A 20105-nucleotide genomic window follows, 5' to 3' on the forward strand; every position below is an offset into this window, starting at 1 on the left:
AATTTGATCACAAGATTTATGAAAAAAAAATCTCCAAACTTTTCTGAAAGACCTCATCACTGTGAACATGGTATTAATTTATTGTTAATTTTTATAACTGGAGAAGATAATGAAAAAAATTACCAAAATTTCATTGGCTTTGCTCGGATTGGGATTGACGTCCCAAGCGAATGCATCGTTGACTGAACAAGTTTATATCCCAGCCGCTGGAGTGTTTCCAAACGCAAGCGTCGGTAGCGATCCAAATACACACTTTCCAATCGGAAGTTTGATTTACACAGGAAATCCTAATGATACAGACTTGTTTAATGATGCTTTGGGATTTAATGGCTATCTCTATGTTCGTCCTGGTTCAATCTATGCTGCAGGTGATTATACCAACCAACATGCTTCCGTAGCCATTACAGAACAAGTCATGAAAGTTTCATTGAAACAAACATCTGAAATGATTCGTCAACAAGTTGCAACTCGTTTTGATACCGGTGCTGTTGGTGGAAACACAATGAGCTTACTCCCAACAAAGGGTTCCAATGCTGGCTCCATGGGCGACAAATTTGATGTGTGGACAGCCTTTAACTTTGACCATATCGATGATGCGTCCAACAACGTAAAGTGGGATGGAAACATGTTCACGGTGGGTCTTGGTGGAGACTATAAGATCAATAAAATGTTCCTCGTAGGTCTTGGTTTGACATACAACTACCTCAATGGTAGCACAAAGTTCAACCGTGGTAGCGTGCGTGAAAACGGTTTTGGTGTTGTGCCTTACGCAGCTGCAAAGTTCACAAAGTGGTTTATGATGGACGCATTCTTCTCCTATAACTGGATGAAGAAAGACTACAGCCGTCAAGACACAAATCGTGGTGCAACTTCAGGAAAGCCAAATTCAGGACGTTGGTATGCTGGAATTTACGCAAACTTGATGCATAAGATCCACAAGACTAATTTGTTGGCTCGTCTAGGTTACCAACATGCTGAGGACAAGCAAGATGCGTTTAATGAGACATCAACTGGTCCATTTGCAGATGCATTCAGAAATCCAGCCCTGTCTAGGACTTTGAGATATAGATCTCAAACATACAAGCTCAATCGCTTGGATTCACGTTTGCAAGCTGGGTATGAAGTCAATAATATGTTTGAGCCATACCTCTTCGCGATCTACACGTATGATTTCACAAAGAACAATACAGGCTTAACACCTGCTCGGTTCGTTGGAAATGCAGCCGCTATCATTGGTTCATTCCCAAGTCCTGAATCAACTCATGGTAAACATACATGGGGCGGTGGTCTCGGTCTTGCATTCAAGCCAACGCATAATTGGAGAGCTGGTCTTGAGTACACATACTCACAGAACAAGAAGCTTCAGACACATGCTGCTACAGCACGTCTAGGTTACCGCTTCTAATTCTGCTCTGAGTTAGAGTATGAAGAAATTGAGAAGGCCCCTGAATTGGGGCCTTCTTTTTTTATGTTTATTGGTTTTGGGATGTGGTCCCTCTCGACATGAACTTCCTAATGCATTGACACGCAATTCTGATTTTCGCCAGGAAACGATTAATGTTTCCTCGTTCACACTTCTATCCTATGTGAAGAAAGCAGTTTCAAAGACCTTACGTGTCTATATAGAAGGTGATGGTTTAGCGTGGGCCTCTGAAGATGAAATTTCGCCCGATCCAACACCTAAGGATCCTTTAGCCCTACGTCTTGCTCTTCTTGATCATAGCGCTGATTCAGTTTCTTATCTTTCCCGTCCCTGCCAATATATAATGAGTACTAAGTGTGAGCCCAGTTTGTGGACAGATAAGCGTTTTTCAGCAGAGATCATAGAAAGTTATACGGGGGCTTTGGATCAGCTCAAAAAGCAAATCGGAGCAGAGCGATTGGTCTTGATGGGGTATTCTGGTGGAGGAACGCTTGCTTTGCTATTGGCAGCCCACAGACAGGATGTGGACCAGGTTATAACATTTGCTGGGGTATTAGATACAGATGCGTGGGTGAAACATTTTGATTTATCCCCGCTAAGGGGCTCTCTAAATCCCGCTGATTTTTTGATGCAGCTTAAATCGGTCAAACAAACTCACTTTATAGGCTCAGAAGATGATGTGGTTCCAAGCGTTGTTGGGATGTCATATCTCAAACGTTTTAAAAAAGTCTCTCATATTCAATCGCTCACCGTCCCTGACTTAAGCCATTATAGAGGGTGGGAAACTTTTTGGGATAAATCTGAATTTAATCACTAAGCTTCAGAACAGCTTGTTGGATTCTTTCACAAGCGTCTTTTAGAACAGTTTGGTTTGTTGCAAAGGAAATTCTTATATACGGCCCTAACCCAAAGCTGCTTCCAGGAACAAGAGCAACTCCTTGATCTTCCAGAAGATAAGCTGCAAAGTCACTATCCGATTCTATCTTGCTTCCCGTGGGAGTTGTTTTATTGATAACACCGTGACAATCCGTAAATGCATAAAAGGCACCTTGTGGAGGGATGAGCTTTAATTCAGGTATCTTTGCTAAGAGTTGAACAACCAAGTTTCTTCTTTCAGTAAATTCAGTTAACCAGTTTTTTAAAAATTCTCTTGATCCTTCTAAAGCACACAAGGCTGCAGCTTGAGCAATTGAACAAGGATTAGTTGTGCTTTGAGATTGTACTGTCATCATGGCTTTTATCAGGTCTTTTGGTCCTCCAGCATAACCAATACGCCATCCTGTCATAGAATAGGCTTTAGAAACTCCGTTAACCGTTAAAGTTCTATCATATAATTGAGGCTCAACAGATGCTATCGTTGTGAATTCTAAATTGTCATAAATCAAATACTCATACATATCGTCTGTTAGGATATGAACGTGAGGATGTTTTAAAAGAACTTTTGCAAGTTTTTGAAGGTCTTCTCGAGAGTAGATGGAGCCTGTGGGGTTGCTAGGAGAATTTAAAAAAAGCCATTTAGTTTTAGGAGTAATAACTTTATCTAAGTCCTCTGATAGAAGCTTAAAGTTATTTTTAGGACTCGTGGAAACAATCACAGGCTTACCCTCGAAAAGGGCCACGATGTCAGCATATGAAACCCAGAAAGGAGCTGGAATAATAACTTCATCTCCAGGATTAATGGTGGCCATCATAGCATTAAAGATAACTTGTTTTCCTCCGTTGCTGACGAGAATCTGATTTGGATCGTATTTTAAGTTATTATCGTTTTTAAATTTTTCTGAAATCGCCTTTCTAAGCGCTAAAGTCCCTGCAACGGCTGTATATTTTGTTTGGCCTGATAGCATGGCTACCCGAGCACCTTCACATATATGAGAAGGAGTCTGAAAATCAGGTTCACCCACAGTCAGATTAATAATATCGCGACCTTGCGTTTTCAGGTCTTCAGCTTTTTGAGCAAGCATTAACGTGGGAGAAGGTTTGATTTCAGATAAGCGACGACTGATGAATGACATGAGCATTTCCTTGAAAATAAAGACACAGTCTAATATTTCTTCCATATTTCGTAAAGAATGAAAGTAGGAAAAAACTACCGCCTTAAAAACAGCGGAAAGGGAATTTTTTTCCTATCGTGACAGTTATTTGATTCGAAAGGGCGATTTTTCTTCACAATATGCTTGGCATGGAACCTGCATATACTTCATGGATCCAGTGGATCTAAACAGTTGGTGCCATGTAGGCACCGTTTATTAACGCAGGAAGCGAAAGGAAATTAACATGTCAGTTACAGCTTTAACAAATACGAACGCACTAAGAGCACTTGACGATCAACAAATGCATACTTCAAAGGCAGGAGATAGCATCGCTAAGCTCTCAAGCGGTCAAAGAATAACAAAAGCATCTGAAGACTCATCTGCTTCGGCTATTGCTGCTCAATTAGGATCAGAAGCAAAAGTTTTGATGCAAAGCAAAGTTAACGCATCAAACGCTATTAGCATGGTACAGGTTGTTACAGGAGCTCTTTCTAGTCAAAGAGACATTTATACTAACCTCAAGGCCTTGGCTACTCAGGCTTCCAACGGAGACTTGAAAGACAGTACACGTCTTTTGATCGACAAGGAATTCCAACAACAATTAACAGAAGCAGACGAAATTGCTAAAGATACAAACTGGAACGGTTTGAAGATGTTGAATGGCGGTGCTGCTGCTACACCAACATTATCAGCTGTTACGGCTGCTAATGCTGCAACAGGTTTGAATGCTTCAGGTACAAGCTTTGCTACTGCAATAGGTGCTGCTACCCGTGGTTATGTGAACGGTGCAGTTGTTGATGGATCTCTTGTTGTTGATCAAGTGGCAACTGGCGTTTATCATGTGGCTTTTCAAGTTGGTAATCAAGTGTTTGAGAATAAATCTTTTACTCCAACCAACGCTGGTGAAATGCTCTTCTCAAGCACAACCGATTCAGGGAACATTTTGAACCTAACGCAAGGTGCCGGTGCTGCTGCAGCAATGACTTCAGTTGCAACAGTAAAAACGGAGTTTCAGAACTTTTTAGGTCTGACCGCAAACACTCCTAACGCTCAATTCCAATCAACTTCTGCCGCTCTTACCACTGGTGTAACAAACGTAAGCGCTACATCAAACCTGACATCTGGTGAGTACGCATTATCTTATGATAACGTTATTGGTAAGTTCAAAGTTACTGGTGGACCTGATGGTAAAGCATTTTACTCTGAGAAGATTGCTGCAGCACCAACAGCTGGTTCAACTGCGTCATACAACGTTAACGGCTTTGTAGTCACCGTTGACAGCACTTTTGTACCTGGTAACGCTGGAGCACAAATGGTTTTTAACGTTGCTAAAGGTGGAACAGTGTCTGTGTCTTTCCAAACTGGTTCTCAATCTGGAGATACTGTTTCTGTTGATTTCCAAGATGCCACAAACGTAGGTCGTAACATTAATGGTTTGAGCGTGACAACTGTCGCTAACGCCAATGTTGCTATGTCTACGCTTGGTCGAGTGATTGACGACGTGAGTGGTGAATATTCAACGTTGGGTGCTAAACAAGGTCGTCTTGAATCAACGATTAAGAACCTTGAAACTTCAACACGTAATCTTCTCTCAGCTAAAGCAAACTATACTGACGCTGATATTGCTAAGACGCTGACTGAATTTACGATTTCGAATACAATGGCTCAAGTAGCTAACGTTGCGATTTCAAAGAGCTTAGAACAAACGCAACAACTGTTAGGTCTCGTGAATAAAAGCTAAAGAATGATTTAAGCAATTAACGATCATACTTTAGACGCAGATAAGGCGCCGGGACCTATTGAGGGATCGGCGCCTTCGTTGCAAAACTGAACAGGAGAAAATTATGGCTATAAATAGCATTACTGGGATTGGAAACGATCCTGTTTTAGCTAATAAAAAAGCATCAGAGAGCAAGCAATCTCACTCTGATCAGCCTTTAATAAAAGAAGACAAAACTGTGCCGCCAATTGCAAAACCAGTGACCATTACCTACATAAAGGCTGGCGTTTTAGTGACTGAACAAATGGACCCAGATGGACTTAAAGTGCAACAGTTTCCTGGGAATAATGTTGTTGAGTTTTATGAGAAACTCAAAGAAGCCTCAGCTGAGAAACCCGTTGCTTTTAGCGGTCTTTCTGAGAAAACGGATATTGAATTATAGACTAAAGGATCCTGGATCATGTCTTTACAACTAGGAATTGGTAGCCCACTGACTTTTAATGGTGCTGATGTTGATGAAAATGGGCGTATAAGCTTACAAAGTACAGTTATGGGCTTAGATGTCAAAAAAACAGTTGATGATGTAAAAGCAGCGCTAGAGAAACAGCTGGATACTCCCAAAAAAACTATTGAAACAATAGATTCTAAATTAAAAGCCCTGTCGACCTTACAAACAAAAGTAACCACCTTGAGAGATGCTTTAGACAATCTTCGAGGACCTGCTGAAGGTCTTACATCTGCAGGAATATTTAATAAATTAGGGTATTTAGTACCCAATGCAACCTATTCAGGGGCAGTCACATTATCGCTTGATGACACGGCTTCACCGCAAAACTTTAATTTAAATATTACTCAGCTCGCGACACAAGATGTTGTGATTGCAGGGGGGCAGATTGCAGATATTACAACAGATATGGGGTTAACCGGTAATTTAACTTTTCAAACAACAACCTATGATTCCAACGGCCTGCCTGTTTATGGAACACTGCAAGTAACTCTTGATGGACAAAGCGCTCAGCAAATAGCTGATACAATCAAAATGAACCAATCTCTGACTGGTATTACAGCGACTTTAACACAAGCAGTAAGTGGTAATTATCAATTTGCATTTAAAGAACTCAATTATGGTACACCTCTAACATTTACAAAGAATGTTACGGGAGGTACTGCGAACTTAGTGCCTGATTCATCCGTAGCAACCGCGGACTCACTTTCAGCAAAATATACAGTTGATGGAATTGCAGCTAAGGCATCTTCAAATACTTTTAATATCTTTCCTGGGGTTAATATAACGCTAAATCAAGTAACCAATGCTACATTTCAAGTGCAACTAATGCCAGATGTTGTTAGCATTAAGCAAGCAATTGTTGATTTCACAAACGCTTACAATGATGTTTATGATGAGATCAAAAAGCAATCCGCTTTAAACGAGGCAGGAGATAAGAAAGCTGACGATGCTTTTTTGTTTGGTAACCGTATCCTGAATTCACTTAAGAATGTCCTGGCTCCAACTTTGGCTTCAAGTCTTGATGGAGCAAAAAACACTTCAATTATAACGCTGGCAGATATTGGCATTACGATGGGGTCTGCAACTGTTGTAACGGATGCTTCAACAGGGGTGCAAAGTAAAGTATACGATGGTCGACTAGTTATTGATAATGGCATTTTAAATAATGCATTAAATACGAATGTCACAGGCGTGCAGAAACTTTTTGGCTTTACCTATCAAACGACAGATAGTACTTTTTCAGTGACGCAACATCCAGAATCTTTGCCAACTGAGTTGGCGAATAACACCTGGCATGTCAGTTTGGCGAAAGACAACAGTGGCACTTTAAGTGCAGTATTTTGGTATGATAACGATCCTAGCAGTATCCAGTATGCGGCAACGATTGAAACTTTTTCAACAAAAACAGCAATCGTTAGTGGTCCCGTTGGCAGTGTCTTTGCAAATATCGAAGTTATGATTCAAAACATTGATCAAATTTCTAATAATAGTTCGAGACAAACCAGTATTAATTCTACGCAAGGGCAACCCAATAAATTAAAATTTGCTTTAGATGGTCTCTTGGATCCTACATCAGGAGTGGGTGATTTTGCTACGCAACAATCTTTATTTACGGATCAAAAGACTCAACAGGAAACGAAAATAACACAAATTCAAAAGCAAATCGATTTGAAGAGAGATGCTTTGCTGCAAAGCATGCAAGAAATGCAGATGGCAGTTAATGCGGCATTAACGATGCAGAATACGTTGACGTCATTATTATATCCAGGTGCGGCATCTGCAGCTTAGAAAAAAGGAAATCGTATGGTTTATGATAAATTAAAATCTTATAGAGATAATAAAATTAACGGTCTGGGGATTTTTGAGATAGTTGCAAGCCTTTTGGATGCTGCGTCTAGTAATATTCGTAGTGCCAAAATAGCCATTCAAAATAATGATATTCCTAAGCGCGCCGAAGAAAGTCAAAAAGCTATTACGATTCTCTCTGGATTGCATGACACTTTACTGAAAAATTCACCTCAACAAAAGGAAGCCTCTAAAGTTCTTGAAGATTATTATAAAACAATGAATGATCTTATTGTAAGAATGAATGCGCGTAATGATGCCGAAACGGGGGAAGCGATTGAACAGGGATTAAAAAAGTTTGCAAAAGCCTGGCGGGATATGGGAAAAGAACATTTGAAGAGCCAGGGAAACTCTAGTCCTCAAGATATCGTTAACGCTTCCAATCCTAAGCCTTCCAACATTACGTTCTCTGTTTAAAAGGCTATTTCAGTGCAAGAGTCGAGAAGGGCACTTTATTTCCTTGAAGTGCCTGAAAAACTAATATATATAGTCACCAGTTTTCCAACGGTTTTTCTTTGCCGCGGGGTGGAGCAGCCAGGTAGCTCGTCAGGCTCATAACCTGAAGGTCAGAGGTTCAAATCCTCTCCCCGCAACCAATCTTTCCTAATATAAAAATTCTGGTGCCGCCTGAAGAGTAGATGTCGATCAGCATATCTCACTCGCCTCTAACTAAAGTGCACCCCCTCGTTTATACTAAAAATTTAGAAAGTTAAGTAAGATTTTTCCTCTAGGTTTATTTCTTTCAACTTCCTCAATTAATAAGAAGAGGTGGTGGTTGAGCCCCTGGTCGTGATGCAAGAGCGCCTCGCGAGAATTGTGAATAGCAGCTCCGTTGAACCTCTGAGAGAAGAGAATCTCCTGATCATCACCCCTGACCTCCAGGAAAAATGAATACCAGATCTTTCAACCCTAGAAGGGCAACACGTTATTGAAGAACACTTAAAAGAGGTGAAGCTCCTCATTCTGGATAACTATTCTGCTCTCTGCCGGCAGGGAAGAGAAAACGAAGCAGACAGCTGGATTCCTCTCCAAGAATGTTTTCTGACTCTGAGGAGACGGGGCCTCTCTATCCTCCTCATCCATCACTCTAATAAAAGTGGAAGACAAAGAGGCATCCGAGGCGAGTGACAGGGATGGGTGGATTTGAAAGAAATCAACAACGTTTAAAAAACATGTCTGCTAAAATTACAGAGGTTTCTTTAATCTTTTGAACTTAGCTGTTTATTTTTATCTAAAGGTTGCAAAGTAGGTTCCAAGGCCTTGTGAAACTAATGTTTTACCGCGACTTTACCGGAAGACTTACCTTTAAATATCTCTGGCTGTTCTGGACCTTGTACTACCAGTTTGCCGATAAGTCCTTTTTCGAGGCGAGCGATCGCATGATCAACTAGAATAAATTCACCTGGAACTTCAAGTTTTATATCTACGATTGTGGCGCCTCCTGGTGGAACGGTTGTTGTTTGAATATTCGTCAAAGGCGCAGAAGTAACTGATGCTTGATTATATACACGATCAAAAATTTCACCAATCATATGAAAAGAAGAAGTTAAATTAGGCCCTCCTACACCAAAAAATATTCTCACTGTTTCACCGACATTTGCTTTAAGAAGATGATGTTTGGTTAAAGCATCAACAGAACCATTAAAAACGACATGTTCTGGCTGTTCTGCCATCATTTTGTCATAGTTAAATGCCGCACGCTTATCCTTATCAGGTTTATCCGCATAAATTTCTCCCTGCATTACATAAAACTCTTTGTCAACGCTGGGGAGATTTCCTTCAGGTTCAATCAAAATCAGTCCATACATGCCATTAGCAATATGTTGTGCTACTAAGGGAGTCGCACAATGATAAACATAGAGCCCTGGCTTTAAAGCTTTAAAAGTAAAAGTGGATTGTTCGCCAGGAGCTGTATTGGTCAAAACTGATCCTCCTCCTGGTCCTGTGACAGCATGAAAATCTACGGAATGTTCCATTGTACTCTTAGGATCGTTTTTCAATGTTACTTCAATAGTATCTCCTACACAGGCTCTATAAAAAGGACCTGGGACTTGGCGATTAAAAGTCCAATAGTTATAAGTTACCCCCTCTTTCAACCACCCATCCACTTCTACTGCTTCTAGATTAATTTTCACCACATGGGACGTCCCATCACATTTTGGAGCCTTGGGAATGTCTATAGGATTTCCAGAAATTTTAATTGGGGCAGGACTTGCATAAAGCGGAAACAGAAATATGGAAGATACAATGACCAAAGAAAAGAGTTGTTTAAAGGACATTTTTGCTGACTCCTAATTTTTACCGGTAATCTCGTTCAAAGTATTCTCACATCTGTTAGAAAGTTAAGGGTGCACAGTAACTCCAAAAGGAACAAACACTTCTTTGCCATTAATTTGAACTTGTACCCATACTTTGTAGTAGCCTGACTTTTCAGGCTGAAAATGAAACATCAGCTCTGGTCCCCCTCTATCCTTCTTACTAGAAGGTTCTTTCCCCATGGGATGAACATGGGCGATGGTCTCAAAATCTTCATTAATCGCAACGATGTGTGCAAAAGCCCCCATGATAGGCTCAAGTGTTTTAACGTCATGACCTTGCAGATCGACAACTTTTATTTTTCCCATAGACGCTTGATCTTTTTTTAAGTCTTTTGCGTCAAAAGACAAAGAATAATAATTATCTTTTACTTTTTTGCTTAAACGCGTTTTCTTATCCATTTTCTTCGTTGTGTTGCCCACTGTTGCTAGATCAGCTTTGATGTATTCTTCTTCCTCTGTGTTTAGAGGCACAACATTAACCCACAACCTATAGGACCCGTTATTTTGGGGCGTCCAATCAAATTGATAAACACCCGATTCTTTTGTGAGAGTGGGATGAACATGTTGGTAATCCGTGAGACTCTGATCAAAGATAAGAACGTGGATCTTTTTCGTATGCGCCTCTTTGAGGTCTGATAAGAGGATTTCTTTACTATCTTTCAAAAAGGTGAGCTTTATTTTGACAGAGTAAGTTTTACCCTTTTTAACTTCTTTAAAGGGTAAAACTTCAACTTTAATTGTGTTTTCCTGTGATGCTTTATGCGAAGTATGATCCATCTCTTGAGTGAGATTTTTATCTTGCTCTCCTTCTGTCGCCTTCATCTCTGGAGTAACACTCAAGAACGCTAAGATAATCCCTACGGTATTTAAATATTTATAAATGTTTTTCATGTATTCCTCCTTATTCGATTATTAATTTTTTAGTTTTTATAAGTCTTTGCCCCACTAGCCAGAAGATGACGGGGGTAACAATGGTATCAAGTAGTGTTGAGGAAATAAGACCACCAAAGATAACGGCAGCAACGGGATGCAAAATCTCTTTTCCTGGCTGATCAGCTCCAATAAGAAGAGGGATCAGAGCAAAGGCAGCAACAAGCGCTGTCATCAAAACAGGTGTTAACCGTTCGAGAGAACCTCGTGTAATCATCTTGAGATCAAACTTTTCACCTTCAAACTTCATAAGGTGAAGATAATGAGCAATCTTTAAAATACCATTACGAGTAGCAATTCCTGTTAAAGTAATAAAACCAACAAGGCTTGCAACAGAAAGGGTTTGATTGGTCAGCCAGATTGCAAAAACACTTCCTATCAAAGCCATGGGTACATTCGCCATAATAACAAGGGTCAATGCTGGTGATTTAAAATGGCTATTTAAGAGAATAAAAATGCCTGCAAGCGAGAGAAGAGATAAAAGAATAATTAGTTTGGTTGCTGATTTCTGGCTTTCAAATTGTCCTTCAAATTTTATAAAATAACCTTCGGGAAGCTTGATCGAAGATATTTGTTTTTGTACATCTTCTGCCACATCGCCTAAAGCACGTTCCTTCGTATTGGCAAATACCACAATACGCCTTTGCGTATTATCACGGTTTATCTGGTTAGGTCCAAAGCTTTCTCTTATATCAGTCACAAACTTTAAAGGGATCTTACCAGAAGGAGAATCAATAAGAATATTCCCTATATCATTTAAATTGGCTCTTTCTTTTTCAGGAAGACGCACCGTAAGGTTATAACGTCTTGATCCTTCTAATATCTGGGTAACAATCTTTCCTGAAAGAAGTGTTTCTATGGTCTCACCAAGTTGGTTAATGTTGATTCCATATTTAAGTGATTCTTTCCTTTTAGGGATAATTTGAATCTGAGGAATCGATGTAATTTGTTCAATTTGAAGATCGGTAATTCCCTTCACGATGCCCATCAAGGATTCAATTTGATCGGCTATTTCTCTTAGTTTCTTCAGATCTTCGCCAAAAACTTTTACAGCAAGTTCTGCCCTCACACCGGAGAGAAGATGATCAAGGCGGTGAGAGATTGGCTGACCGATATTGATGATGGCCTCAGGAATGGTGGCAAGACGCCCTCTGATGTCACTCAAAATAACCTCTCGAGATCGCTTAGAGGATTTTAAATCCACATCAATTTCAGAAGAATAAACACCTTCTGCATGTTCATCCAGTTCTGCGCGACCGCTTCGTCTGCCCACAGAAGTAACTTCAGGAACTTCAAGAATAAGTTTTTCTGCAATCGTACCTACTCTGTTTGATTCATACAAAGAGGATCCTGGAGGAAGCCTCAAATTGATAGTCACCGTTCCTTCATTAAAAGGAGGGAGAAAGGATTTTCCTAGGAAAGGTACAGAAGAGGCTGATAGAAGAGTTAATAGAACGGTTGCTAATATAGGAACTTTTGGATGGGCAAAAGACCATTGCAGAATTTTTGTATCGAGCTCTTTAAGATGCTTTACAAGCCAGCTATCACCATGCGCCATTAATTTTAGTCTGGGAAGAAGATAATAAGAAAGAACAGGCGTCAAGGAAATTGAAACTACCATAGACGCTAAAATAGAGAGTATATAAGCCACTCCTAGAGGAGAAAAAAGTCGTCCCTCAATACCACTCAAGGCAAAAAGAGGTAAAAAAACTAAAATAACGGTAATGGTGGCGTATAAAATAGAGCTTCTCACTTCTATGGTCGCATCTTTAATAACTGTGAGTATCTCTTGAGGTTTTTTGTTTTGTTTGTTTTGCCGCAAACGTCTAAAGATATTTTCAACGCCAACAACCGCATCATCAACAAGTTCACCAATAGCAATGGCCAAGCCTCCAAGTGTCATGGTGTTGATGGTCAACCCAAACCAATGAAAAATAATCGCCGTCATTAAAATAGAAAGGGGGATAGCAGTCAGGCTTATAAAAGTGGTACTGATGTTCATCAAAAAAGCAAAGAGAATGATCAACACCAGAATAGCACCATCTCTTAGGGCTTCTTCAACGTTGCGAATTGAATTTTCAATAAAGGTTGCCTGCTTGAAAAGCACGCGATTGGCTTTTACATCCGATGGGAGTGATTTTTGAAGCTCTTCCAAGCTTTTTTCGATTTCCTTTGTAAGCGAAGTTGTATCAGCGCCCGGTTGTTTTTGGATTGAAAGAATCACGGCAGGACTCCCATCAACACTGGCATCTCCTCGTTTAACGGTTGGTGCAAATACAACCTTGCTGACCAGATCCAGAGTGAGGGTATGAGCACCTTGGTATTTTAACGGTGTTTTTCTTAAATCTTCTAACTTATTTGTCAACCCTAAAAACCGAACGAGGGATTCAGTTTTAAATTGTTCTAGATATCCTCCCGTTGTATTTTGAGCAAAGCCTACAACGCTTTTTATCAGATCTTCTAAGCTGATATTATAAGCCAGCATCTTATGACTTAAGGGCTGAACTTGATATTCTTTCACTTCTCCGCCAATCGGAATGACTTGAGCAACGCCTGGGATACTCAAAAGCCGAGGTCTCATGATCCAATTGGCCATGGTTCTTAAATCCATTGGTGACGTTTCTCCTCGAACTGAGCTGAGCCCAATGAGAAGAATTTCTCCCATAATGGATGTGATAGGGCCTAACGCAGGAACAACATTGGTAGGCAATTGAGATAAGGTTGTATTGAGTCTTTCATTGACGACTTGACGATTTCTGTAAATATCTGTTCCCCAATCAAATTCAACGTACACAATTGAAAGGCTAATCCCTGATGTGGAGCGCACCCTCGTCACTCCTGGCAAGCCATTCATGGCCGTTTCAATGGGAAAGGTTACTTGTTTTTCAACTTCTTCTGGAGCCAAGCCTGGCGCTTCTGTTAAAAGAGTTACTGTCGGACGATTTAAATCCGGAAACACATCAATAGGCATCTTGGAAATAATCAGAGACCCGTAGAGGATCACAGCCGCGTAGAAAAAGAGAGTCAGGCCCTTGTTTTTAAGAGAAAACTCAACAAGCTTTGCAAACATTAAAGGCTATCCTCTTTCTTTAAAGTTTTCGCAAGGCTCATAATGTCTTCTATTACACGCTCCCCAACTTTAAGACCTTCTAAGATTTCGACCCTATCCTCAAAAAAGACACCAACCTGCACAGGGCGTGCAATAACAAGTTCGGGTTCTTCCAAAGTAAAAACACTATAGTTTTGCCCCGTTTTGAAGAGTGCTTTTTTAGGAACCGTAATCTTTTTGTTTAAGGAAGGAAGAGAAGCAATCACATCCACAAACATACCAATCATTAGGGACGGAGAGGATTCATTTAAACTAAATAAGATATGGCGTGCCTGATCGTTATCTCCAACGCGAGGACTAAGTCCTATGAGAGATAATGTTAGTAACTGACTGAGGTCCTCAGGAGACCGCAAAGAGGCTTCTTTAATTTGGCCCGCGAGCGCATAATCATAGGTGTAAGCTTCAATTCTAAGGGAAGAAGGATTTACAATCTCAGCAAGATACTGACCGACTGGAATAACTTGGCCTGGTAGAATATGAGCATCACTTACAATGCCTGTAATGGGGGTTTTAATCAATTCTCGCCCCAGTCCTGTTTTTAAAATTTGTTGTTTTTGTTTTTTGGCTCTTTCTAAATTGGTTTTGGCATCTTCTAATTTCACGCGGGGAGAAAAATCCCCTAAGGTAATGAGGCGTTTTACTTCTCGCTCTAATTCAGCAATTTCTCCTTCAATTTTATAAAGCTCGGTTCTTTTATCGGTGATATCTAAAGAAGTAACGAGGGGTTCTACCACTGCAATGACTTGATTCGCTTCAACTTTATCTCCTGTATTGGGCATAGGATAAGCTGGATCCGCCACAACACGAGATGCCTGTGCCACATGTATTTGCGCATAACCATTGGGACTTGCGATCACTTTGGCAGGCAGAATCTCATAGCGAGGGCGCTCTGTCTCAGATGTAAGAAAAGTTGTAAGATGGTTTTTGAACTGATCCTCCTTTGGGATAAAGGCTCTTTGGAGAAGAGAAAGATCACTTGGCAAAGTTTCTGAAGACGTCGATGCTATTTGAGGAAGCGGTTTAGCATCCTCATGAGCTTCATCTCCATGGCCAAAGACATACGTATTGAGAATAAGAGTTAAACTTATGCCAATGAACAGTGGATTAACCTTATTCATGAGCATCTCTCTGGCAACGTCTGGATGCTTTTGGCCATTGGGGCACATCGATTGAGAGTTTTTCGGAGAAGTCGGAAGCAGCTACTTTTAATTCAATATGCACCTTTGTACCATCTTTAAAGTTTACAGGAATCTTATACGAACCTTTTTCTTTTGCTGATTTTCCTTCTGTTTTAACAACCGTATCTCCTTTAAATTCAGCGTCGATTTTGGCATTAGCAACTGCTTGATTTGTGGCGCTATCTGCGAGATAAAAAATAAGCTCTTTGTTACAAACAATAAGAACACCCTCGACAATTCTCCCTTTAAGAGTAATTCTGCTTGCATCTATAGGAGATGTGGATTGCTCAGGAGAGCCTTTTGGGGCATGGTCTTCTCCACCATGGGCATAAAGGGGGAGGGGGATCGTTAAGGTTACCCCTAAAGAAAACAAAAAGATTTTAAAAGAATTTATAGTCATTTTAAAGCCATCCCAATTTTTTTTATTCAAAAATTATCGTGCATTAATATATGAAAATCAAGGTTATTCTCTAAACTCATAAATTCTGCAAATCACCTTAAAAAAATTACAAAGAAATCAGAGTGCTTGCCTCTTCAAATTATTTGAGTTACTCTTTAAACAAAAATATTTTTCGCCGCGCTCGGCGTGCTTTTCAGGGAATATTGTTTAATTTTACAAAAAGCAACCAATAGAAAATGAACTTAGTATCCTTATCTAAAGAATTTCTAGAATATCAGATTGATTTTGGACAGCGTCTGATTCTGTTCCTAGATACGCTGCGTCAACGCGCCAACAATATGCTTGAGCATGAGCAAAAAAACTTGCCTCATCTTTTAAAGTTTAAGTTTGAAAAAGTGCTCGATGGGAGAGATTTTGAAATTCCTTCAAATTACGCTTTACTTAAAATTATTGAAGTGGATGATAAATGTTTAGAAGATTGCCTTAATCCGCAAAAACCTCCTGTTATTATTTTTGATCCCCGTGCAGGTCATGGGCCAGGCATCGGTGGATTTAAACGCGACTCAGAAGTTGGAATCGCTCTTAGCAAAGGCCACCCAGTCTATTTTGCAATATTTTATCCAGATCCTGTTCCCCATCAAACTATCGCACACGTTCTTTTTGCCTGTCGTCGATTTGTTGAAAAGGTAAAAGGCTGGCATAATAAGCCCCCTATTCTTTATGGGAATTGCCAAGCTGGTTGGTTGATTGCTTTATTGTCTGCGCATAGCCCAGGACTCATGGGCCCCATTATAATGAATGGCTCTCCTCTTTCATATTGGGCCAGTGGTAAAGAAGCAAACCCCTTGCAAATTTTTGCAGGTATTGTTGGAGGAGTGTGGTTGACTCGTTTTCTGAGCGATGTAAATCATGGTAAATTTGATGGTGCGTGGTTAGTGCAAAACTTCGAGAATCTCAACCTTGCAAATTCTTTTTGGAAAAAATATTCCGACCTGTTTCAAAATCTTGATCAAGAGCAAGAACGATTTTTAGAATTTGAGCGTTGGTGGAATGGGTTTTATAGTTTTAGCGAAGAAGAAATTACCTCGATTGTTGAAAATCTTTTTATCGGTGATCAGCTGGAACGTGGTGAGTTTTCTCTGTGTGAAAACTGTACAGTGAATTTAAAAGATATAAAAAATCCTATTCTTATTTTTGCGTCCCATGGCGATAATATCACGCCGCCTCGTCAAGCTTTACACTGGATCCGCACTGTCTATCCTGACACTAAGTCTTTGAAAGACGCTGGACAAAAGATTATTTATCTCATTAATCCTCATGTAGGACATTTGGGTATTTTTGTTTCTGCTAAAGTCGTACATTTTGAACATCATGCTATTTTTGAGCATATTGCAAAACTAAATGAGTTAAAACCAGGGCTCTATGAGATGAAAATTCTAAACTCTTCCACAGACAAAGATCCTTTCAAAAATGAATACAAAGTCGAATTCCTTGAGAAAGACGTGACTGACCTTTGTGAAAGTGAACCTATGGATGCGTTCAGAGCTGTTCGGGATATTTCCGAGGTGAATGATCATTTCTATCGAAAGTTTGTGCGTCCGTGGGTTGAAATAAGCAATGCTTTCTTACCCTCTCAATTGATGAAAACAATGCACCCTATGCGTCTTAGCCGTAAAATATTTTCTGAGAAGGTCAATCCTTTTATGGGAACGATTGCTTATGGTGCTAAGCAAACAAAAGACTTTAGATTCTCTGCTTCAGAAGCTAACTCATTTAAACAATTAGAAAATGAAGTAAGTGAACAAATGACTGACATCTTAAAGGATTTTCAGGTCATGCGTGATAGTATGTTGGAATCTTTTTTCAAGCTTGTTTATTTTCCGAGAAATAATCCATAATATAGAATATAAGTGAACAATTATCTATTTTTTATCTATTGGGTAATTTTTATCAAAACTCCCGATAGTTTACTTTATCTTAATCTTTAATATATATTAACTCTATATAAAAAGCCCATAATGATTCAAGAACTTGGCTTTAAAAAAACGAAGGGGAGTGCATATAGTGAATCTCAGGAAATTTATTTGTGTGATTTTCCTGGTAGGATATGCATTTATTTCAGCAGATATATTATTTGCTGAACCTTTGACGCTAGATATTTTTTTGTCTCAAGTGAAATCAGAAAATCCCGACCTACAATCGTCGAAGCTACGAGCCGAGGCCTTAAAACAACGCATTAACCCTGCAGGTGCACTTGATGATCCATTTGTTGCTGCGGGTGTTGATGAGGTGCCGTTCGGTGCGGGAAGCACCTATGTGAGACGTTATCAAATCAGTCAGTCTATCCCCTTTCCAGGCAAGCGCTCAGCAAAGGTAGCCATTGCTGAAAATAGGGCGCTTAGTGCTCATAGCAACGCTGAAACAGTAAATAGAGAAGTGACTGTTCTCGCTACCCAAGTTTTCTATAAGACATATTACAACACTAAAGCCCTTGAACTAAATGATCAACTAAAGACACTCATTCAAACTTCAGTGGAAAGCATAAAAAGTCATTACCAAACTGGTGATGCCAGTCATCATGATGTACTGCTCGCTAAAGTGGAAACCTCCATTCTTGATATTGAAAGATTACGTCTGCTCAGAGAGCAAAAAATTCTTCATGCCTTATTAAATGAGCTTAGAAACTTGCCAGCTACGACACCTGTTGACGCTCTGAGTGTCCAATTTTCTAATAATGAATTAAAAGAACTAGAGGTTTCAGATTTAAAGGATCAGCCAGAACTTAAAGCGCTTGAACACAGTGTGCGGAGAGCGGAAAAAGAGCAAAGCTTGGCGGAGTTAGCTTATTTTCCTGACTTTGTTGTTCAGGGAATGGCGATGCAGCCAAGCTCCAACATGGTGGAGAAGAAGTCAAACTGGGGAGTGATGGTGGGAATCAATATTCCTCTTTATTTTATGGAAAAGCAAGCTCCTCTAGAAGCTGCGGCAACGATAGATAAGCGAGCTTCTATTTTGGAAGAAAGAAAAATGAAAAATCGACTGAACACCGAAGACATAGATGCCAGAAAACAGTTTAATACAGCCAAGAATGTTGTGACGCTCTATAAAACTGAAGTTCTTCCTTCAACAACCTTAGCGGTTCAAAGTGCTAAGAATGATTATATCGCTAAGCGAATATCGTTGGTGCAATACCTTGATGTGCTTAAGGTGAAACGCACTCAAGAGCTTGAATACCTCGCTGCTCAGATTGATGTGGAACTGGCTAAGACAAGACTCAAAGAACTGCTCTCGTCTCCTCCTATTTTAAAATTAGCACCTACCAAACCGAGTCTTTTTGGAGCAAATGCGATGAGTAGTGGAGGCATGGAGGGGGGAAATATGCCCCCAAGTACTGTCAACATGGGTCGGGGAATGAATATTCCATCAAAGACCTCATCAGGTGATAACGGAAGCCGTAGCACCGGGATGGGAGGGGGGATGTAATGTGCAGATTGTGGACTTTGCTTGTGCTGCCTTTTCTCATGTTGAATGTGACTGTTTTTGCACAGGCCCATGCCCAACATAATATGAATTCTGGGAAAGAAGACACTCCCAGGCAAGATTCAAACTCATCTCAATCTATAGGCGGGCGTATCTCTGTGACCGTTCCCGTTGATCAGCAAGCCAGAGTTGGCTTAAAAACAGCGAAAGTAGAAAAAAAGAATGTTGCGCGCACGATTCGCACCATAGGCACAGTCGCCACTGACCAGACGAGGGAATTTAATTTTCATACAAAAATTAATGGCTGGGTCGAGAAGGTTTATGCTGATTATGTTGGAAAACGTATTCAAAAGGGAGACCCCCTTTTTGATCTCTACAGTCCCGACCTTATCACAACGCAAAAAGAATATATAGAAGCACGGAAACTGGGCGGTTCAACTGGCCAAGAAATAGCAACGGCCGCACTCGACCGTTTGCAGCTTTGGGGAGTGCCGAGTCTCGAAATTGACCGACTTAAAACATCAGGAAAGGTGAAAAAATCACTCACCTTCATTTCGCTTACGGATGGGTTTATTGTGAATAAGAAAGTCATTAGAGGAGCCTATATTACTCCTGAAATGGAACTTTATCAAATTGCCGATCTTTCACACCTTTGGGTTGTTGTTACTTTCTATGAATATGATGTAAGTGCAGTCTCTGTTGGCGATGAGGTAGAAATCCGTCTACCCTATGATCCTGAAGCGACTTTTAAAGGGAGAATAAATTACATCTTCCCTGCAATAGAATCTGAAACAAGAACTGCAAAGGCCCGTATTGAGATTGATTCAGTGAACCAAAAATTAAAGCCAAGCATGTTTGTTGACGTTGAACTTAAGAAAGACATGGGCGCATCTCTCATTATTCCTGAAGATGCAGTCATCGACACAGGTGCAAGAAAGATTGTTTTTGTTAAAACTGGACCTTCCAGCTTTGATCCACGAGAAATTACGGTGGGGTCGCGTATCGGTAAAAAAGTGATCATTCTTTCTGGCCTTATGGAAGGAGAGGAAGTCATTACAAGTGCTCATTTTCTTATTGATGCTGACAGCAAGTTTCGGGCAGCTCTTCAGAAAAACAGTGGTGTGAGTTCAGGACATGCAGGACATAATGCTAAGTGAGAAAATA

Annotated in this window: 16 protein-coding genes and 1 tRNA gene; 11 read left to right on the top strand and 6 right to left on the bottom strand. The window is 40.2% G+C overall.

The features are described from left to right. The first annotated feature begins 109 nt into the window (after positions 1–109). Positions 110–1405, top strand: a complete 1296-nt coding sequence (locus GQ61_RS00125; protein ID WP_085783362.1) for an autotransporter outer membrane beta-barrel domain-containing protein — start codon at positions 110–112, stop codon at positions 1403–1405. Between the two features lie 19 nt (positions 1406–1424). Next, on the top strand, positions 1425–2240 hold the full coding sequence (locus GQ61_RS00130; RefSeq protein WP_085783363.1) for a dienelactone hydrolase family protein: 816 nt from the start codon (positions 1425–1427) through the stop codon (positions 2238–2240). Here the strand turns inward: GQ61_RS00130 and GQ61_RS00135 are convergent. Beyond that, positions 2230–3435 (bottom strand): pyridoxal phosphate-dependent aminotransferase, encoded by a 1206-nt coding sequence (locus GQ61_RS00135; protein WP_085783364.1) that lies wholly within the window; start codon positions 3433–3435, stop codon positions 2230–2232. The two genes, GQ61_RS00130 and GQ61_RS00135, sit on opposite strands and share 11 nt — an antisense overlap. A gap of 262 nt (positions 3436–3697) precedes the next feature. On the opposite strand from GQ61_RS00135, the gene GQ61_RS00140 reads away from it, so the two are divergent. The 6 genes from GQ61_RS00140 to GQ61_RS09340 all read left to right on the top strand — a co-directional run bounded on the left by GQ61_RS00140 (position 3698) and on the right by GQ61_RS09340 (position 8654). Continuing rightward, positions 3698–5194 carry a flagellin N-terminal helical domain-containing protein gene (locus GQ61_RS00140; RefSeq protein ID WP_085783365.1) on the top strand — a complete coding sequence of 499 codons (1497 nt, stop codon included), beginning with the start codon at positions 3698–3700 and terminating at the stop codon, positions 5192–5194. 103 nt (positions 5195–5297) lie between these two features. Continuing rightward, the gene (locus GQ61_RS00145) at positions 5298–5615 is read left to right on the top strand and encodes a hypothetical protein (RefSeq protein WP_085783366.1); all 318 of its coding nucleotides are present in this window, start codon (positions 5298–5300) and stop codon (positions 5613–5615) included. Between the two features lie 18 nt (positions 5616–5633). Continuing rightward, positions 5634–7469 (top strand): flagellar filament capping protein FliD, encoded by a 1836-nt coding sequence (gene fliD, locus GQ61_RS00150; RefSeq protein WP_085783367.1) that lies wholly within the window; start codon positions 5634–5636, stop codon positions 7467–7469. 15 nt (positions 7470–7484) lie between these two features. Then, positions 7485–7943 carry a flagellar export chaperone FliS gene (locus tag GQ61_RS00155; protein ID WP_085783368.1) on the top strand — a complete coding sequence of 153 codons (459 nt, stop codon included), beginning with the start codon at positions 7485–7487 and terminating at the stop codon, positions 7941–7943. Between the two features lie 102 nt (positions 7944–8045). Beyond that, positions 8046–8122: transfer RNA gene (locus GQ61_RS00160), tRNA-Met, on the top strand. Between the two features lie 331 nt (positions 8123–8453). After that, positions 8454–8654, top strand: coding sequence for an AAA family ATPase (locus GQ61_RS09340; protein ID WP_408607000.1), 201 nt, complete (start codon positions 8454–8456; stop codon positions 8652–8654). A gap of 140 nt (positions 8655–8794) precedes the next feature. Here GQ61_RS09340 and nirK read toward each other — a convergent pair whose 3' ends face one another. The 5 genes from nirK to GQ61_RS00185 all read right to left on the bottom strand — a co-directional run bounded on the left by nirK (position 8795) and on the right by GQ61_RS00185 (position 15461). Further along, a complete protein-coding gene (gene nirK, locus GQ61_RS00165; protein WP_085783369.1) occupies positions 8795–9805 on the bottom strand; it encodes a copper-containing nitrite reductase in 1011 nt (336 codons plus the stop codon). Positions 9806–9868: 63 nt separating this feature from the next. Continuing rightward, on the bottom strand, positions 9869–10735 hold the full coding sequence (locus GQ61_RS00170; RefSeq protein WP_085783370.1) for a DUF8832 domain-containing protein: 867 nt from the start codon (positions 10733–10735) through the stop codon (positions 9869–9871). Positions 10736–10745: 10 nt separating this feature from the next. After that, the gene (locus tag GQ61_RS00175; protein WP_085783371.1) at positions 10746–13844 is read right to left on the bottom strand and encodes an efflux RND transporter permease subunit; all 3099 of its coding nucleotides are present in this window, start codon (positions 13842–13844) and stop codon (positions 10746–10748) included. Next, entirely contained in the window at positions 13844–15001 is a 1158-nt protein-coding gene (locus tag GQ61_RS00180) for an efflux RND transporter periplasmic adaptor subunit (protein WP_198157341.1), read from the bottom strand. Before GQ61_RS00180 ends, GQ61_RS00175 begins: the two co-directional genes overlap by 1 nt. Further along, positions 14994–15461 (bottom strand): hypothetical protein, encoded by a 468-nt coding sequence (locus GQ61_RS00185; protein ID WP_085783373.1) that lies wholly within the window; start codon positions 15459–15461, stop codon positions 14994–14996. The genes GQ61_RS00180 and GQ61_RS00185 overlap by 8 nt, the downstream gene beginning before the upstream one ends. Positions 15462–15697: 236 nt before the next feature. Here GQ61_RS00185 and GQ61_RS00190 point away from each other — a divergent pair, with 236 nt between their 5' ends. The 3 genes from GQ61_RS00190 (at position 15698) to GQ61_RS00200 (ending at position 20098) form a co-directional block, all read left to right on the top strand. Continuing rightward, positions 15698–17359 carry a DUF3141 domain-containing protein gene (locus GQ61_RS00190; protein ID WP_085783374.1) on the top strand — a complete coding sequence of 554 codons (1662 nt, stop codon included), beginning with the start codon at positions 15698–15700 and terminating at the stop codon, positions 17357–17359. Positions 17360–17549: 190 nt separating this feature from the next. Then, positions 17550–18944, top strand: a complete 1395-nt coding sequence (locus GQ61_RS00195; RefSeq protein WP_198157342.1) for a TolC family protein — start codon at positions 17550–17552, stop codon at positions 18942–18944. Continuing rightward, the gene (locus GQ61_RS00200; protein WP_085783376.1) at positions 18944–20098 is read left to right on the top strand and encodes an efflux RND transporter periplasmic adaptor subunit; all 1155 of its coding nucleotides are present in this window, start codon (positions 18944–18946) and stop codon (positions 20096–20098) included. Before GQ61_RS00195 ends, GQ61_RS00200 begins: the two co-directional genes overlap by 1 nt. Positions 20099–20105 lie beyond the last annotated feature (7 nt).

Source organism: Candidatus Nucleicultrix amoebiphila FS5 (genome assembly GCF_002117145.1).
Classification (GTDB): Bacteria; Pseudomonadota; Alphaproteobacteria; order Caedimonadales; family Nucleicultricaceae; genus Nucleicultrix; species Nucleicultrix amoebiphila.

Bases quoted from the DNA above. Each gene is read 5' to 3' on its own strand.
- GQ61_RS00175 (WP_085783371.1), bottom strand. From the start codon at position 13,844: ATGTTTGCAAAGCTTGTTGAGTTTTCTCTTAAAAACAAGGGCCTGACT.
- GQ61_RS00125 (WP_085783362.1), top strand. From the start codon at position 110: ATGAAAAAAATTACCAAAATTTCATTGGCTTTGCTCGGATTGGGATTG.
- nirK (WP_085783369.1), bottom strand. From the start codon at position 9,805: ATGTCCTTTAAACAACTCTTTTCTTTGGTCATTGTATCTTCCATATTT.
- GQ61_RS00200 (WP_085783376.1), top strand. From the start codon at position 18,944: ATGTGCAGATTGTGGACTTTGCTTGTGCTGCCTTTTCTCATGTTGAAT.
- GQ61_RS00155 (WP_085783368.1), top strand. From the start codon at position 7,485: ATGGTTTATGATAAATTAAAATCTTATAGAGATAATAAAATTAACGGT.
- GQ61_RS00135 (WP_085783364.1), bottom strand. From the start codon at position 3,435: ATGTCATTCATCAGTCGTCGCTTATCTGAAATCAAACCTTCTCCCACG.
- GQ61_RS00185 (WP_085783373.1), bottom strand. From the start codon at position 15,461: ATGACTATAAATTCTTTTAAAATCTTTTTGTTTTCTTTAGGGGTAACC.
- GQ61_RS00170 (WP_085783370.1), bottom strand. From the start codon at position 10,735: ATGAAAAACATTTATAAATATTTAAATACCGTAGGGATTATCTTAGCG.
- GQ61_RS00180 (WP_198157341.1), bottom strand. From the start codon at position 15,001: ATGAATAAGGTTAATCCACTGTTCATTGGCATAAGTTTAACTCTTATT.
- GQ61_RS00140 (WP_085783365.1), top strand. From the start codon at position 3,698: ATGTCAGTTACAGCTTTAACAAATACGAACGCACTAAGAGCACTTGAC.
- GQ61_RS00145 (WP_085783366.1), top strand. From the start codon at position 5,298: ATGGCTATAAATAGCATTACTGGGATTGGAAACGATCCTGTTTTAGCT.
- fliD (WP_085783367.1), top strand. From the start codon at position 5,634: ATGTCTTTACAACTAGGAATTGGTAGCCCACTGACTTTTAATGGTGCT.
- GQ61_RS00190 (WP_085783374.1), top strand. From the start codon at position 15,698: ATGAACTTAGTATCCTTATCTAAAGAATTTCTAGAATATCAGATTGAT.
- GQ61_RS00130 (WP_085783363.1), top strand. From the start codon at position 1,425: ATGAAGAAATTGAGAAGGCCCCTGAATTGGGGCCTTCTTTTTTTATGT.